The sequence below is a fragment of the Paenibacillus sp. NRS-1782 genome, from assembly GCF_050467685.1.
Classification (GTDB): Bacteria; Bacillota; Bacilli; order Paenibacillales; family Paenibacillaceae; genus Paenibacillus; species Paenibacillus terrae_A.
The window spans coordinates 84,374-100,553 of sequence record NZ_JBITPH010000045.1 but is presented as its reverse complement, the minus strand read 5'-3'; the positions used below and the strand labels follow the sequence as shown (position 1 = coordinate 100,553).

16 protein-coding genes and 1 riboswitch are annotated in these 16,180 nt (G+C 49.0%); of the genes, 3 read left to right on the top strand and 13 right to left on the bottom strand.

Annotated elements, in window-relative coordinates:
- Positions 1–321: 321 nt before the first annotated feature.
- The 11 genes from ACIFQM_RS17980 to ACIFQM_RS17930 all read right to left on the bottom strand — a co-directional run bounded on the left by ACIFQM_RS17980 (position 322) and on the right by ACIFQM_RS17930 (position 11,634).
- Positions 322–1,122 carry an ABC transporter permease gene (locus ACIFQM_RS17980; protein ID WP_430038930.1) on the bottom strand — a complete coding sequence of 267 codons (801 nt, stop codon included), beginning with the start codon at positions 1,120–1,122 and terminating at the stop codon, positions 322–324.
- The gene (locus tag ACIFQM_RS17975; RefSeq protein ID WP_430038932.1) at positions 1,119–1,847 is read right to left on the bottom strand and encodes an ABC transporter ATP-binding protein; all 729 of its coding nucleotides are present in this window, start codon (positions 1,845–1,847) and stop codon (positions 1,119–1,121) included. Before ACIFQM_RS17975 ends, ACIFQM_RS17980 begins: the two co-directional genes overlap by 4 nt.
- A gap of 170 nt (positions 1,848–2,017) precedes the next feature.
- Complete coding sequence (locus ACIFQM_RS17970) at positions 2,018–2,197, bottom strand: FDLD family class I lanthipeptide (protein WP_430038934.1); 180 nt, start codon at positions 2,195–2,197, stop codon at positions 2,018–2,020.
- A 435-nt stretch (positions 2,198–2,632) separates the two neighbouring features.
- The gene (gene abc-f / locus ACIFQM_RS17965; RefSeq protein WP_430038936.1) at positions 2,633–4,717 is read right to left on the bottom strand and encodes a ribosomal protection-like ABC-F family protein; all 2,085 of its coding nucleotides are present in this window, start codon (positions 4,715–4,717) and stop codon (positions 2,633–2,635) included.
- Positions 4,718–4,823: 106 nt separating this feature from the next.
- Positions 4,824–4,967 (bottom strand): RAxF-45 family protein, encoded by a 144-nt coding sequence (locus ACIFQM_RS17960; protein WP_430038938.1) that lies wholly within the window; start codon positions 4,965–4,967, stop codon positions 4,824–4,826.
- Between the two features lie 80 nt (positions 4,968–5,047).
- Complete coding sequence (locus tag ACIFQM_RS17955) at positions 5,048–6,232, bottom strand: MFS transporter (RefSeq protein ID WP_430065924.1); 1,185 nt, start codon at positions 6,230–6,232, stop codon at positions 5,048–5,050.
- A 69-nt stretch (positions 6,233–6,301) separates the two neighbouring features.
- Positions 6,302–6,401: riboswitch (purine riboswitch) on the bottom strand.
- A 56-nt stretch (positions 6,402–6,457) separates the two neighbouring features.
- Complete coding sequence (locus ACIFQM_RS17950; RefSeq protein WP_430038942.1) at positions 6,458–7,417, bottom strand: acetylxylan esterase; 960 nt, start codon at positions 7,415–7,417, stop codon at positions 6,458–6,460.
- Between the two features lie 12 nt (positions 7,418–7,429).
- A complete protein-coding gene (locus ACIFQM_RS17945; protein WP_430065922.1) occupies positions 7,430–8,479 on the bottom strand; it encodes a glycoside hydrolase family 130 protein in 1,050 nt (349 codons plus the stop codon).
- 45 nt (positions 8,480–8,524) lie between these two features.
- A complete protein-coding gene (locus ACIFQM_RS17940) occupies positions 8,525–9,358 on the bottom strand; it encodes a carbohydrate ABC transporter permease (protein ID WP_430038946.1) in 834 nt (277 codons plus the stop codon).
- A 2-nt stretch (positions 9,359–9,360) separates the two neighbouring features.
- Positions 9,361–10,245: a carbohydrate ABC transporter permease gene (locus ACIFQM_RS17935; protein WP_430038948.1), complete on the bottom strand. Its 885-nt coding sequence runs from the start codon at positions 10,243–10,245 to the stop codon at positions 9,361–9,363.
- A gap of 66 nt (positions 10,246–10,311) precedes the next feature.
- Positions 10,312–11,634, bottom strand: a complete 1,323-nt coding sequence (locus ACIFQM_RS17930) for an ABC transporter substrate-binding protein (RefSeq protein WP_430038950.1) — start codon at positions 11,632–11,634, stop codon at positions 10,312–10,314.
- A 319-nt stretch (positions 11,635–11,953) separates the two neighbouring features.
- Here ACIFQM_RS17930 and ACIFQM_RS17925 point away from each other — a divergent pair, with 319 nt between their 5' ends.
- The 3 genes from ACIFQM_RS17925 to ACIFQM_RS17915 all read left to right on the top strand — a co-directional run bounded on the left by ACIFQM_RS17925 (position 11,954) and on the right by ACIFQM_RS17915 (position 15,474).
- A complete protein-coding gene (locus tag ACIFQM_RS17925) occupies positions 11,954–13,129 on the top strand; it encodes an AGE family epimerase/isomerase (RefSeq protein WP_430038952.1) in 1,176 nt (391 codons plus the stop codon).
- On the top strand, positions 13,126–14,316 hold the full coding sequence (locus ACIFQM_RS17920; RefSeq protein ID WP_430065954.1) for a glycoside hydrolase family 130 protein: 1,191 nt from the start codon (positions 13,126–13,128) through the stop codon (positions 14,314–14,316). The genes ACIFQM_RS17925 and ACIFQM_RS17920 overlap by 4 nt, the downstream gene beginning before the upstream one ends.
- 144 nt (positions 14,317–14,460) lie before the next feature.
- The gene (locus ACIFQM_RS17915; protein ID WP_430038954.1) at positions 14,461–15,474 is read left to right on the top strand and encodes a substrate-binding domain-containing protein; all 1,014 of its coding nucleotides are present in this window, start codon (positions 14,461–14,463) and stop codon (positions 15,472–15,474) included.
- A gap of 127 nt (positions 15,475–15,601) precedes the next feature.
- On the opposite strand, the gene ACIFQM_RS17910 is transcribed toward ACIFQM_RS17915, so the two are convergent.
- Both ACIFQM_RS17910 and ACIFQM_RS17905 read right to left on the bottom strand, forming a co-directional pair.
- Entirely contained in the window at positions 15,602–15,814 is a 213-nt protein-coding gene (locus ACIFQM_RS17910) for a cold-shock protein (protein ID WP_044644293.1), read from the bottom strand.
- Between the two features lie 105 nt (positions 15,815–15,919).
- A complete protein-coding gene (locus tag ACIFQM_RS17905; protein ID WP_044644292.1) occupies positions 15,920–16,120 on the bottom strand; it encodes a cold-shock protein in 201 nt (66 codons plus the stop codon).
- Positions 16,121–16,180 lie beyond the last annotated feature (60 nt).

Here is a 16,180-nt window from a genome sequence, read left to right as displayed (position 1 = left end):
AAAACGGCGGTACGGCCGTAACATGTATAACCTGTACGCCCCCGAGTAAAGATCACCACTTAACTGATCCACATACAGGATAGGCAGCATCGCTGTAGTTAGAAATAGAGCAACCTCACTCATCATCAGCCATGGCAAGTTTAGATTATTTACGGTTACGGTCCCTTCACCAAAACGTAAGACCTTCGTGCCAGTTACTTTATGACTCCATATAGTTGCAATAACTATGAATATATAGGCTATATACAACCAAAGAGTGGACTTGCGATTCCAGATCCGTTCCATCTCACTTCGCCAGATTCCCAGCATAAAGAGATCCCCCTAACACAAATAATCATCGGCCACAAAGCGGCGGTATGCCCCCCAAGTAAAAAAGATAAGATATAAACTAACAGCAGTAGCAATCGCTCCATTCACGGACAAATTCCCCATTAAAGATCTATCTAAGCCTGTATGCTGCATATACGGAATAAACATAAATGTGATTATGTTGTATACGTATGGGACATGAGAAACAAAAGAGGCCAATTTTAAGTACAACGAATCAAACAACAGAGAGCCCAGATTGTATACCATACAAACACCGATGGCATACGTTACACTCTTGCTGTACATAGCGACAAAGCAGTAGAAGGAGCTTATTGCTAATAATGAGGCAAGCGCCCAACCATAGTATTCAAGCATCTGCAGTCCTTGAGATCCAGACAGACCCGCGTCACTTACATCATATGAAAGCCTCCATACTTCAACGATCACCTGCGAGGATACTGCAAACGCAATGAGAAGGAGCAAGATAGAAGTATTCAAAACCAGCAGCTTACTCCAGAAAATCTGACCGCGGGTATATCGGCGTATAAATAACAAACGCAGTTGCCCGCTTCGAAACTCCTCTGTGTATACAGCAGCAGCTAAAGCAGCCACAGCCATGTTGCATGCTAAAAACAAATTCTCACGCAGACCAGTAACGACAAAGTTTAAGGATAATACCTCTACAGGAACCTTCATGGTGCGCAAAAAATATACTCCTGTCGAACAAGCTAGCACCGGTGTACATAAAACCATGAGCCAGAACCACTTTCGTCTCCATAATCGCTCGAACTCGCTGTATATTAATAGCTTCATAGTCCCATCAATCCCATAAAAGCATCCTCCAGACGTTGGCCGTCCTCCACCAGTTGATCAGCTGGCCCCTTCCAAACTAGTGTCCCTTCTTTAATTACAATCAGTTCGTCACACATTTGCTGCAACTCATCCAGCAAGTGACTTGAAATAAAAAAGGCATAATTTGACGATTCACGCAGACGAAGCACAATATCTCTCAGCTCCCGCATCCCCATAGGGTCAAGGCCGTTTGACGGTTCATCTAGCAAAAGAAGCTCTGGAGCCCCCAGCATAGACTGCGCAATCCCGAGCCTTTGCTTCATACCCAGGGAATAGGTTTTCACCTTGTCATCCGCCCGTGTTTCAAGCCTCACCTTTGTAAGCAACTCTTCAATATGTATCTCTCGACCTGAAGGGGTAATTTCGGAGTGCAACCGTGACAAATTACGCAAAACCTGCCTGCCTGTCATATAGTCAAAAAATATTGGAGATTCAATAATAGCTCCTACCTTAGACAACGCCTTTTCCCGATCCGTTTGTACATCGTATGAAGCAATCCTTACGGAGCCGCTGGTTGGCTGCATCAATCCGGTCATGATTCGCATCATCGTCGTTTTTCCGGCTCCATTCGGACCGATGAATCCGTATATTTTCCCTTTTTCAAGCTCGAAGGAAATGTCATTCAATAACTTTCTTTTCCCCATTTTTTTCGTTACCTGACTGACCTCCAATAAGGCATCCGACATACTTTCCCTCCATCCACAAACAAAGTATAAGATCATTCTGAAAACGATCATTTATACTTTGATCGTCCGCTTTTTTTAACAGGAAGAGGAACTATCTAGACGTTCCACTTCCTATTTTTAATTATAAAATTCATACATTAAGAAAACGATGAAACTATAAAATATAGTGACTAGCAAAAAGCCCCTATATTGGTGTAGCAATTTTTTCCACAAGTAGCTACGCATTTAGTATTATCGGTTTTATCATCACCACATCCACCAGAGCATCTAGCAACACTAGTAAGTTGAGGTTCCACAGAACCTTGAGATTTGTTTACTTGAACATCCAGATCAAATAAATTGTCAGCCATTGCATTCTCCCCCTTTCGTTTTTAGACGTACCCTTCATTTTCAACGAGCTGCCAAAAACTCGCCCGTCGAAGGATTTATATGAACAACACCCCGACCAGATCGTCACCCACTCGAAATATTGCCATATACTACGTGGACAATCTGTATGTATGTTCTTTGTTGGAAACCAAAACTTCTTATAACAATTATTGGATTTATTTCTACAGACACAAAGATATCACATGTTGCAAAATGAAAAAGGTATATACCAAAAGCATGAATATAATTTATAAATATTCATTTATGTTAATATATTGGCTATTAATTTTCACTAACGATCTCTTTAACCATACAAAGCATAGCCCCTCGGTGAACGTTCTACCTCAGGGCTATGCTTTGTATAAAATTATACCTTTGTTGTTCTAGCAATGCTCATCCAGTGACCATCCCGCCACCTACTCCAGTTCAATCCACTCGCCGAGCAGCGTGTCCAGCTCCGCTTGCAGTCGTTCACGCGCGTCCCACAGCTCCGCCATGCGCATCGTGTCGCTGCTTGTACCGAGCTGCTCCAGTTCGGCATCCGCCGCCGCCAATTCCGCTTCCTTGGCGGCAATCGCCCGCTCCAGCCGCTCGCTGGATATGGCGGGCGTACGGGACGACTTCGCGGCGGCCCTCGCTCCGTCTGCCCCCGTGCCAGCGGATGACCCGCCACCTGCGGCGGGCGAGTCCAAGCGGCTCGCATCGGCCCCGGCAGGCGCTCCTGTCCGCACAGCCGAAGCCGTTCCGTTGCCGGCTGCTCTGGCAGATGCAGCCCCGTCCAAGCCAGAGCAGCCACCTACAGCGGCTCTGCTTCCGGATGCCATGCTGCGTGCCCCGACATCTCCTGCGCTCAGGAGGCGGGCGTGTTCCAGTTCCCGCTTCTTCACCCGGTATTCATCGAAGCCGCCCAGATAAGAGGCCAGCTTTCCGTCCTCCAGCTCCCAGACGCGCCCGGCCAGCTTGTTCACAAAATAACGGTCGTGCGAAATCGCCAGCACGGTTCCCGTGTAGCTTTCCAGCGCTTCCTCCAGCGCCTCGCGTGAGTCGATGTCCAAGTGGTTGGTCGGCTCATCCAGCACCAGCAAATTCGGCTTTTTCATGACCAGCAACGCCAACCGCAAGCGGGACCATTCTCCACCGGACAGCATGCTAACAGGCTTAAACACATCTGCTCCGTAGAACAAATACTTCGCCAGCAGTCCGCGTGCCTCGCCTTCCTCCACACCCGCTTCTTCCTTAAAGTACACAAGCACGGTCGCACGACTGTCCCGCTCTCCTTCCTGCTGCGCCAAATATCCATACTCCACGCGTGCGCCCCATTGCACCATGCCTGCATCCGCACTCTCCTGACCAAGCAGCAGCTTGAGCAGCGTCGTTTTTCCAGAACCGTTATCTCCTAACAAAGCCACCTTTTCGCCAAATTCCAGACTGCCCGTAGCCCCTTTTAATATCTGGCGCTCCCCGTAGGCTTTGGCCATTTCTTCGAAATGCAGCACGCGCCGGCCCGAACGGTCCTCCAGTCTCAAATTAAACTCAGCCCCTTGCGGGTCCAGTACAGGCCGCTTCACCAGCTCCATACGCTCCAGCGCCTTACGAATCGAGTTCGCTTTTTTAAAAAACTTTTCGTTATCCCCATTGCGTCCCCACTCTTCAAGACGCCGAATGGCCTCTTTCATCTTCTTGATCCGCTTTTGTTGTTCCTTGTAGTCCTCGAATTGCAGCAGCAGCCGTTCTTCCTTCTCCTTGACGTAGCCACTGTAGTTTGCATAATACGTAAACGCCTCGCCATCCTCCAGCTCAATCATCTTGACGGCAACGCGATCCAGAAAATAACGATCATGGGATACAACCACACACGCGCCCGTATAGCCTTGCAAAAATTGCTCCAGCCATTCCAAACCTTTTAAATCCAAATGGTTGGTCGGCTCATCCAGCAGCAGCAGATCCGGTCGTCCGATGAGTTGGGACGCGAGTGCAATTTTCGTTTTCTCACCGCCGGAGAGCAAACCGAAGCTGCGCGTATACATGGCTTTGGGAATACGCAGCCCGTCGGCTACCTGGTCGATATTCGCGTCCATTTCATAGCCGCCGCTTCGCTCAAACCGTTCTTGCAAGGCTGCATACGATTGCAGCAGCTTTTCCAAACAATCCGCATTCGCAGCTACAACCGGATCGGACATTTCACACTCCAACTCACTCATCTGATTACGGCAATCCTTCAACTCACGATAGGCGTAAGCCAGCGTTTCATACACACTCAAGTGTTCAAACTCCGCCGGGATTTGCGGCAAATAGCCAATTTTCGTATTCTTGGCGATGACGAGCTGCCCTTCATCCGGTCGAGATAAACGCGCAATGAGGCGTAACAGGGTGGTTTTGCCGCTTCCGTTGCGACCGATGAGCCCCACCTTTTCCCCCGTATGAATATCAAACGATGCACCGTCCAGAATCAGATTGGCACCGTGGTATTTTTTCAATTGTTGACCGTTCACAATATACATGTCTAGGCTCTCCTTTATTTAGGAAGACCCTTACCCGCGCAACACAAAAAGAGCCGCAGGAGCTAGTAGCCCGCGACTCTTTGGATGATATAGCAATCCGTTCGAGTTAAGGTAGGCGTCTTCTCGCGATGTTTACAACCGTATGATTAAAATTGGACAGACTTCTCCCGTTGTATGGAAAAGCATGCATAATGCCAGCCATAGCAATCGGCAGCTGGCTAATACGGTTGTTCAGCATCTCGTGATTCACCTACCTCACCTCCTTCTTCATAATTGCGTGTAGCATAACATAGTTTTTTGCATAATAAAAGAGGGGAATGCCGGATCAAGCTATAATATGGATTGGTGCCCGTGCCCTCTGATGGCCTCCGATGTCCCAGTTCTGGTAATCGAAAATACGCCGCATACAAAAGCAACAATCACAAAAACCCCGCCTACCCAGGCATTCGTGGCAACCGATTCACTATTCTCAATTACCGCACCTCCCAGGGCTGAGCCGAGGGCAATCCCGATCTGGAGAGCGGAGAAATTGAAGCTTTGCTGAATACTACCCGATTCGGGGGCATTTTCGATAAGATAGCTCTGCATCGGCGGGGACAAGGCCCAGCTCAATATTCCCCAAATAATCAGCAACGGCACAAATACATACATCGAGTGAACCGAGAATGGCAGCAAGAACATCACGGCGATAAATACGCCCACAATAATCAAAATACTTTTCGCTGTGCCAAAACGATCCGCCAAAGAGCCGCCAATAAAACCGCCCCCAACGGCCGAAAGTCCAAATACAAAATAAGCGACACTAATCCACGATGCGTTCAAGCCCATCATATTCTCCATAAATGGAGTGAAATACGCATACAGCGTGTAATGCCCTGCCAATGTCAGCGCAGTAACCAGATGAGCACTGATGACTTTAACATTTTTCAAGGATTTCAATTGCTCGCGCATAGGTACAGCCTGCTCCGTCGGAATCCGCTCCATAAACAAACTGATGACGATCATAGCAACCACTGTCAACACGGCGATAATCAGGAACAGCACCCGCCAGCCAAATGCATTTCCAATCAGTACCCCGGCTGGAATACCAAGCACGATGGACGAGCTAACCCCCATGGAGATCACACCGAGAACCCGGGCCTGATAAGCCTTGGACACCACCTTGACGGCAATCGTCAGCGATAACGTCACAATCAATGATCCACTTGCGGCGGTAACGATACGGGATATAAATAAAACCGCATAATTCGGACTCCAGAAGGCCAACAGGCTTCCCAGAATAAAAATAAACATCGACCATAAATACAGCCGTTTTCGTTCAATTCTGGCGGTCAGCGCCAATAATGTCGGCCCGGCGATAGCATAGACAAGCGCATAGATCATAATAAGCTGTCCCGCCGTGCTTACGGAGACATTCAAATCCTGCGCAATCTGGGGCAGGACGCCACCGATAATTAACTCCACCAGCCCGACCGTAAAGGTCGCAATCGTTAAGATAACTACTTTAAAGTTCATTACATAAGCTCCTTTGCTATCATGTAAATCCCTCGATATACGCAAAAAAATCCTGACCACAAGAAATGTACAAAGACGCACATTTTTTGTAATCAGGATTTATCGGTTCCTGGTAGAGACCCTCAAACCATATTATTGAGGTTATACAAATGGGACATTCATTGATCACGCATCACGAAGGTTATAGATATTACTATAAAGGAGCCGAACCCGAAGTTCAACCCCCTAAAGCTGTAAAAATTCACTCATGGCGCGATCCGATAGATACGGTAAGTATTCATGGCCGTATTCGTGATACAGGAGCATTTCCTTGTCCGACGCGATTTTATTGTACACCGCATACTGTGTGGAGGGCGGACAAACCGTATCCGACAGCCCCGTCACAAATAGCACCCGACCGCGAATACGATCTGCCAAATGTTGAATGTCAATGTAGCCTAATCGGTGAAACAGCTCCTCCTCGCGCACATGATTCGGATCAAACAATCGAAAATAATACACCAGTTCCTCATATGCAGACGTGGTGGCATCCAGCGCCCAAGCTCTTTTATAGTCCGACAGGAACGGATATACCGGAACCGCTACACGCACACGTGGCTCCAATGCTGCGCAGGCAACCGTCAATGCTCCCCCTTGGGAGCAGCCGAATGCGCCGATTCGATCAGGGTCTACCTGCTCCATCGACATCAGAATGCGCACCGTCTGCACGGTATCCAGAAATACATTGCGGTAATAGAGCCGATCCGGGTCTGGGTCGTCGATTCCCCGGATAATATGCCCGCGAATCGTCGTTCCCTGAATCTGCAAGTTGTCCTCAGACAAACCGCCTTGCCCCCGACAATCCAGAGCCAGTACGGTAAATCCATGTGCCGCATAGCTCACCTTGTCGAACCAGTCGCCACTGTCAGAGGAATATCCATGAAACATCGCCAAAGCCGGACCTTTTTCTGTAAAATGCTTGGGTCGGACGAGCTTTCCATGAACCTTCGCTCCGCCTACTCCTGTAAAATACAAATGAAAGCACTCCACCAGCGGAGAGACAAAATCGGCTGGCTCCAGCGTAATATCCAGCGGCTGCCGCTCCAGCTCCTGTAGCGCCCGTTCCCAGTACGCATCAAAATCCGGCGGCTTCGGACTACTGCCCGTATACGACTGCAATTGCTGTAAAGACATATCCTCCGGCATTCAAGTTCCCTCCTACATTCGGCCCGACTCATGGTCGTCTGCGACCACTTCATCCGTTGCGATGACATACTTCATCATGTCGGATACTGTCGTGTATGCGACACCTACATACGTATCGGCGGCTCCATAGTAAATTGCAATCCGTCCGGTGTCCGCATCATGCAGCGTAGCACACGGGAATACCACATTCGGCACAAAGCCCCTTTCCTCGTACCATTCCTCTGGGGTCAACACGAAATTGGAGGAACGATATTTAACCTTAGATGGATCATCCAGGTCAAGAACGGCTACTCCCATGCTGTATACCAGCCCATTACACGTGCCCGTCACCCCGTGGTAGAACATCAGCCAGCCATCGGTCGTCTCAATCGGAGCTGGCCCGCCGCCAATCTTCACCGATTGCCACCAGCCCTGCCCGCCCTTGCTCATCACATGGCGATGCTTGCCCCAATACACCAGATCCGGGCTTTCACTGAGAAAAATATCACCAAACGGCGTATGACCGCTATCGCTCGGACGGGATAGCAACACATAGTTTCCGTTTAATTTGCGGGGGAGCAGCACACCGTTGCGATTAAACGGCAGGAACGGATTTTCCAATCGTACAAAGCTTTTAAAATCCTTCGTTTGTGCCATACCCAACGCCGCACCGTAAAAATCTGTACACCAGATGATATAATACGTATCCTCCACTCGAACCAGACGCGGATCATAAGCATAATTAGGCTGGTAATCATTTCCTTCCTCATCGACCAAATGCAGCCGCTCCGCTTCAATGTCCCAAGCCAACCCGTCGTCACTCCAGCCCAGATGCAAATGCGGGCGTCCATTAATCGTTTCCGCCCGAAACACTCCCACAAACCGCCCCTCATACGGAGCTACTGCACTGTTGAAAATACGGGCAATGCCCGGCACCGGATTCCGTCCAATGACCGGATTCTCACTATGTCTCCATACCGGAGCCTCACTGCCTTCAGGCTTATCTTGCCACGGCATTTCCGGCAGACTGTCTCCCACAATTCGTACGTTACCTACATCCAAATCCACATTCAATTTACTCATACATATGCTCTCCTCTCACCGAGACACTTGATTTTATCGTTTTTTCTATTTCACTGAACCCTGTGCAAATCCGTTATAGATATATTTTTGTAATGCCAAAAATGCAATTAACGTCGGAATAATAGCAATGATTATACCCGCGCTGATCACTTCCCATTGCGAGCCATACGGCCCTTTAAACTTGAACAACGCCGTCGAAATGACCTGAAGGCTTGTTTTGGGCATATACAGAAACGGGGTGTAAAAATCGTTGTAAATATTAACCCCTTTGATAATAATGACCGTCACAATGGCGGGCTTGAGCAGGGGCAAAATAATGCGCCAGTAGATGGTCAGATAAGAGGCCCCATCCAGCATGGCTGATTCATCCAGCGCCACCGCGATGGAATCCAGAAATTGCAGAAAAATATACACCGCAATAATATCGGTTCCCAAATACAGCAAAATAGCTGCCCAAGGCGTGTTAAACAGCTCCAGCTTGTTGATAATCTGGAATGTCGATACCTGTGTCGTTACCCCCGGAATGAGGGTTGCGAGCAAAAACGCACCCAGCATGAGACTTTTGCCTTTAAATTTAAAACGATTCAAAATATACGCGATCATAGAGCCGGTCAACGTCGCGCCGATGATCGAAATGATCAGAATAAAGGCCGTGTTCACAAATCCGGTCAGCATGTTGCCGTTCACAAAGGCTTTGGCATAGTTCGCCCAATTGAACCAATTGTTCGGAGGAGTCAGAGGACTGGTTGCCGCATATTCAGCCTTTGTCTTCAAGGAAGCAAATAATATCACGATAATCGGCAATAGAGCGACGAACGCACTCAGCAACAGTGCGGCATACTTAATGCCGTTCGCCAGCGTTCTTTTCAGCATATACACGGTTAATCCTCCTCTCCCCGAATCAGCAAACGTTGCAGCAGCGTAACTACAATCACGATCAGCAGCAAAATAACCGCCATCGCCGAGGCCAGACCGACCTTGCTGTACTTGAACGCCACGTCAATCGTCTGAATGACAAACGTTTTACTGCCATTGGAGCCGCCGGTCATAATATACGGAATATCGAATGCACTGATCGCACCACTAATCGCCAGGATGAGATTCAGCTGCAAAATCCGCTTGATACTTGGCAAAATAATGTACCGAAACTGATGCCAGCGGTTGGCCCCGTCCATATCAGACGCTTCATACAGATCACTTGATATGGAGGAAATCGCACCGAGAAACACAATAAAGTTAAAGCCCATGTATCTCCAAATCGACGTGCCAGCCAGCGAAATATTGATAATCTCCGGGTTGCCCAGCCATAGCTTGATATACGATTCCAACCCCAATGCCTGAAGTAGTGTATCCAGTGTGCCATCCGGCTTGAAGAAGAATAGAAAAATAAAACCAATCGCCACCCCGTTCATCAGGGAAGGGAAAAATAAAATGCCCTTAAACACATTTTTAAACCAGGTTTGAAAGCTGAGAATGGTTGCAAAATAAAGGGCCAATCCCATCTGTACAAACGTAGCGACAAAGTAATATAGACTGACCTTAAACACCGAGAAATACTCAGGGTCGGTAAAGATTTTGATATAGTTTTCAAAGCCCACATATTCCAGACGCTTACTGTAGCCGTTCCAGTCCGAAAAGCTGTATTTGAACATGTTGATCACCGGCAAGTACGCAAAAGTGACCAGCAGCGCCAGCGGAATAAATGAAAAGGCTGCAATAATCGCCATTCTTTGTTTGGAGTAGCTAAGATTCGAAAATTTAAACATGCTGCACCTCCTGGCTATCCGTCCATCGACTGCTACGTCGATCCTTTCTATCGTCAGTTCAGATGACTATTTGGCTTCCTTCGCAGCCACTTCTGCACGCGCCTTCACCCATGCGTCGTTCAGATCCTTCATAATGGTGTCATACGATTCCGGGCGGTTACCGAGCGCTGCCTCAATAATGCGTTTCTTGAAGTCCGGCTGCCACAAACCGATTTCTCCCTTTGTGTCGATTTTATTGACAATCCCTTCCTGCCCTTTTGGAGAAGGAGTGAGCGTTTCAAAGACAACTCCTTGATCCTCGTATTGCTTCAAAATGTCAGGCAATTCCGCACCCTTCAGCGGACTAATGCTGCCCGACTGCTCTACGGCATAATTGGACTTCTCGGTAAACCAATTCACCCAGGCACGGGCTGCTGCTTTATTTTCACTGTTTACGTTAATGCCGAGGTTGTAATCCCCTGCCAACAGCACAAGCACCTTGGAGGTATTGGTCGGAAAAGGCATAAAGCCGATATCATCCTTGTTGGTCGCTGTGCTTTTGATCTGGTCAATCGCCCAGGAGCCGAGTACCATCGTACCGATTTTGCCTTGAGCCATATCCGCCTTGGAGGTTTCCCAATCCGTGGTGGTCGGGTCTTTTTCGATCAGGCCATTTTTAGCGGCATCGTACATGATCTTATACAGCTCATAGTGAGGCTGACCCTTCGTGAAATTGTCGTCTGTACTCGGCTGTGTGACATTCACATATTCCTTCGTACCTGCCACTGTAGCCAAATCGGCTTCCCACTGGGTCAGTGCCCAACCGGAGGCATAGTTCGTAAACAGCGGCACCGCCTTGGTTTTGTCCTTAATCTGCTGTAGCGCTTTCAAAAATTGATCCGGGGTTTTAGGAAGTTGCGTGATTCCCGCATCCTTGAACACATTTTTGTTATAAATCACACCGGAATACGTCATTGCTACTGGAATACCGTAGACATTATTGTCCACCATACGTTCTTCAATGCCGGTATACTTGCTCTTCATCTCCTCATAAGTGCCTAGTGGTTCGAAAAATTCAGGTAGCTCTGCAATGGGAATGCTGGTAGGAATAAGCAAAACATCTCCGTAATCTCGTGTCCCCATCCGAATTTTAATTTGGCTCTCATAATCGGCTAATGCCTGAAAATTGACCTTCACCTTTGGATAAAGCTTGTTAAATGCCTTGGCGTAGTCCTGAAACACCGTATCCACAATGTCTGTCCGCTGTGTGATGATCGTGATTTCGCCCTCCACATCCTTCGGATCAGAGCTGGCTGCTGGCGTATCTGATCCTTTTGGGGCACACCCTGCAAACAACCCCGCTAACAATAGCACCGATAGTAACGGCACCAAAACCTTGGACAACTTCATAAAACGACCCCTCCTTCTTTTAAAATAAGGTTATCGTTAAACTAACAAAATCATTTTATTATGATAACGCTTACTATGTCAATTTTATTATTTTGTGAATATAATCAGAGCTACAAAAGTTTCATAATTTCAATATATTTCGGACATATATTCCCAACCAGAGTAATAACGACAGCAGCATAGCTGCCCTGAAACATAACCATTAGCCTTGGGGTAACGGTTATGTTTCAGGAGAGTTGACAGCTTTTAAATACGTGATTATGATTTTAAATAAAGTTAACGATAACCTAATATAAATTACAAAGGAGGATTTTGCCTCTTGGACACGTTGCTACATGAGATCAGACAGGAATGGAAGGATCATATACTCCCGTTCTGGCTAAGGTTGAAGGATGAAGCGCACGGTGGATTTTATGGTGAGGTGGATGTCGATCTGCACATCCATACGAAGGCGGACAAGGGCGGGATTGCCACTGCACGGTTACTCTGGTCATTCTCGGCGGCAGCCCGTGTGACCGGGGAACGCATCTATAAGGATGCCGCACGACACGCTTTCCTGTTCCTGCAACAGCACCTGATAGACCCGGTATATGGAGGAATGTACTGGATGGCAGATCATACGGGCCGTCCTGACGACACGTGCAAGCACGTCTATGCGCAGGCATTCGCCATTTATGCCTTGTCCGAATATGCGCAGGCAACGGGCGACCCCGATGCACTGCCACTAGCTAAGGAGCTGTTTCACCTGCTGGAGCAAAAAGGATATGATCGCACCCGCCAAGCATATGGTGAACAATTTGACCGTATGTGGAACATACAGCCCAATGAGCTACTCAGCGAAAACGGGGTTACCGCGTATATCACCATGAATACACATATTCATGTTCTGGAAGCGTATACCCAATTACTGCGCGTATGGCCGGATAAAAGCGTGCGCGATGCACTGGCGAATGTACTGGACATTTTATACAGTCGTGTTTACGATGCTTCCGCCCGGCGGTTGGGGGTATTTTTCGACAGTGACTGGCGCTCTCTGCTCGACCTGACCTCGTACGGTCACGACATTGAAGCCAGTTGGCTGATTGAGGAAGCTATGAACGTACTGGGGCACCATCCCCCGGAATATGTAGAGATGGTGGTGGATATCTCCCATGCGGTAGCCGAACGTGCTGTTCAGCCAGATGGTTCACTGATCAACGAACGGGAAGGCGATCGGGTAGACACCTCGCGCATATGGTGGGTACAGGCAGAAGGAATCGTTGGCTTTTACAATGCGTATCAACGAACTCAGGACGAACGTTTCTTACAGATTGTACGGGATTTGTGGGCCTACACTCGGCAGTATATCGTAGATCCACGACCTGGAGGTGAATGGTTCTGGTCCGTTCAAGCGGATGGCAAGCCTGATCCAAAAGAAGTTGCAGGACCTTGGAAATGCCCTTATCACAACAGCCGATTTTGCATCGAAATGCTGGAAAGGACGGGAACGAAATGATTCATACCCAATACAATAAGCTGCTTGCGCAGCAAGAGGAACTGATTACACGCCCGAATGAGGTCAACACCACCTTTTACAATGGCATCTACGAACGTTACCGTTACCCTGTACTCACACGTCATCACGTCCCGCTGCACTGGCGGTTTGATTTGAACGAGCAGACGAACCCGTTTTTCATGGAGCGTCTGGGCGTGAATGCAGCGTTAAACCCGGGCGCGATCTATCATGAGGGCAAATATATTCTGGTTTCCCGCACCGAGGGGCTGGATCGGAAATCATTTTTTGCCCTGGCCGAGAGCGATAACGGTATTGACCAGTTCCGGTTCATTGATGCCCCATTGGTATGGGACGATATCGACCCGGACGAAACGAACATGTACGATATGCGGCTGGTGAAGCATGAGGACGGCTGGATCTACGGCATTTATTGCTCAGAGAAAAAGGATCCTGACGCACCAGCACACGACACCTCCAGCGCTGTCGCTCAGGCCGGACTGGTCCGCACCCGCGATCTTCGCACATGGACCCGTCTACCGAATATCTCCACCCGATCACCGCAACAGCGTAACGTTGTCCTGCACCCCGAATTCGTGAACGGCCAATACGCCTTTTACACTCGTCCGCAGGATGGATTTATTTCCACCGGCTCGGGCGGCGGCATTGCCTTCGGTCTGTGCGAGGATATTACACAGCCTGTGATTGAGAGCGAAACAGTGATTGACGAGCGCTGCTATCATACGGTGTACGAAGCCAAGAACGGACAAGGGCCCGCTCCGATCAAGACCAGCCGCGGCTGGATTCATATCGCTCATGGCGTACGCAATACCGCCGCTGGTTTGCGATATGTGCTGTACACCTTTGCCACCAGCCTGGAGGACCCTTTGCGCGTCATCGCTAAGCCCGGCGGGCATTTTATAGCCCCCTATGATGAAGAGCGTGTCGGGGATGTCTCGAACGTTATCTTTTGCAATGGAGCATTGGTTAACGAGCAAAATGAAGTCTTTATTTACTACGCCTCCAGTGATACCCGTATCCACGTGGCAACAACGACCGTCGCCCGCTTGGAGGACTACACGTTCAACACACCGCCTGACCCACGGCGTTCACTCGGCAGCGCCGCTGTCCGACGTGAACTGATTCAGCGCAATGAAGCGCTATTGCAAGCAAGCCCTCATTCTTCGTAGCGGTCATAAGCCGCAAGCTTTATCCTGCCTGCGGAACCATGTATACTATCCAGAGAACAACTGTTATCCGCAGGCTAATGGTTGTCCTCTGGGCAGCTACGCTGCTGATGTTGATCTTTTTTAAATTGGAAGGCGGAACAGGAAATGAAGAGCAACGTAACGATGCGGGATATTGCAGAAAAGCTGGGGGTTAGCAGCGTGACCGTGTCGAAGGCGCTCAATGACAAGGATGGAGTTAGCGATGAGCTAAAGGAGCGCATCAAGACGCTTGCGGGCGAAATGGGCTACCGTTTCAATACCGCTGCCAAGTCCATGAAGGAGGGCCTCACCTATAACATTGGTGTAGTCATTCCCGAGCGTTTTACCGGCCCCGGCCAATCGTTCTATCTGTACATCTATCAGCAAATTTCGCGGGAACTCGAGCAATACGGCTACTACGGCATTCTTCACATCCTCCATCGCGAGGACGAAGAACAGCTTCATCTGCCACGGATCTATTACGATCGCAAGGTGGATGGCTTCATTCTTCTGGGACAAGTGAGTAAGCCATATATTGAGCTAGTGCAGTCCATGGACCTGCCCAAAATGTTTCTTGATTTTTATGATGAGCATGCAGATATCGACTCCGTAGTAACCGATAATTTTTACGGAGCCTACGAGCTGACCAACTATTTGATCGCCCAGGGACACCGGGACATTGCATATGTGGGTAATCTCTACTCCACCAGTAGCATTCAGGACCGTTTCCTCGGCTACTATAAATCCCTGCTGGAGCACAGGCTGCCTCTGCGTAACGAGTGGGTACTCAGCGACCGGGACGACGAGGGGGTATACGTTGATATGGAGCTGCCTCAGCCACTGCCGACCGCCTTCGTATGCAACTGTGACCAGGTCGCGTACAACCTGGTGCAAAAGCTCATTGCTCTGGGATACCGCGTGCCTGAAGATTGCTCTGTGGTTGGCTTCGACAACGATGTATATGCCACCCTTATTGTTCCGCAGCTGACCACCGTTGGAGTGGACATTGAACAGATGGCACGTACTGCCATTGAATCCATAATGAAAAAAATAAGCCATCCCGGCAGTCGTTTTGGCCGGGTCCTTGTACACGGTCACATCGTGTATCGTGATTCCGTGCAGCGCATGGAGCAGCCGTGATGGATGTATGCCTTGGACAATTGGCCCTATTCTCAAAGCTTCACAACCAAAAGCCGCTCAGCATGTTGCTGGAGCGGCTTTTGGTGTTCATAGATTCTACACACGTGGTCAACATACTCGCCTTTACTCAGGAGCGTTGGGCTACAAAAGAGTTGCCCGTTCGATTGAGAATCGGGAGCATCCGCGTTTCCTGTCCCATGGAGGCTTGGCAGAACGGACAAACCGGTTCGCTTAAAAAGGTGAAATCCGTTCGCATCCAGCCATTGCAACCCTCGCTGGTACACGACCAAATCGCCGTATCTTCCTCTGGGATAATCTCCGGAGCCTGGCGTCTGTACATCTACATTCCCCCTCGGTTTTATGGGGTAATCCCCTACATTAGAAGGGAGCCCCGCCCAACGAAGCGACAACGAGGCTCCTCTGATCCAGCTCGTCCTGACCGTGTTTAGCTGGTCTTGGTGACATGCTCCGCCTGCGGCCCGCGCTGGCTTTCCACCACATTAAATTCCACATGCTGGCCTTCGTCCAGCGTCTTGAAGCCTTCGCCGTCGATTGCGCTGTAGTGGACAAAAATATCCTGGCCCTCTGTCTCGATAAAGCCGAAGCCCTTATCTGCATTGAACCATTTCACTGTTCCTGTTGGCATATTGTTAAATCCCTCCTGTGCGGGTATTAATATGCTCCATCCTCTGAAAAATATGCGTAT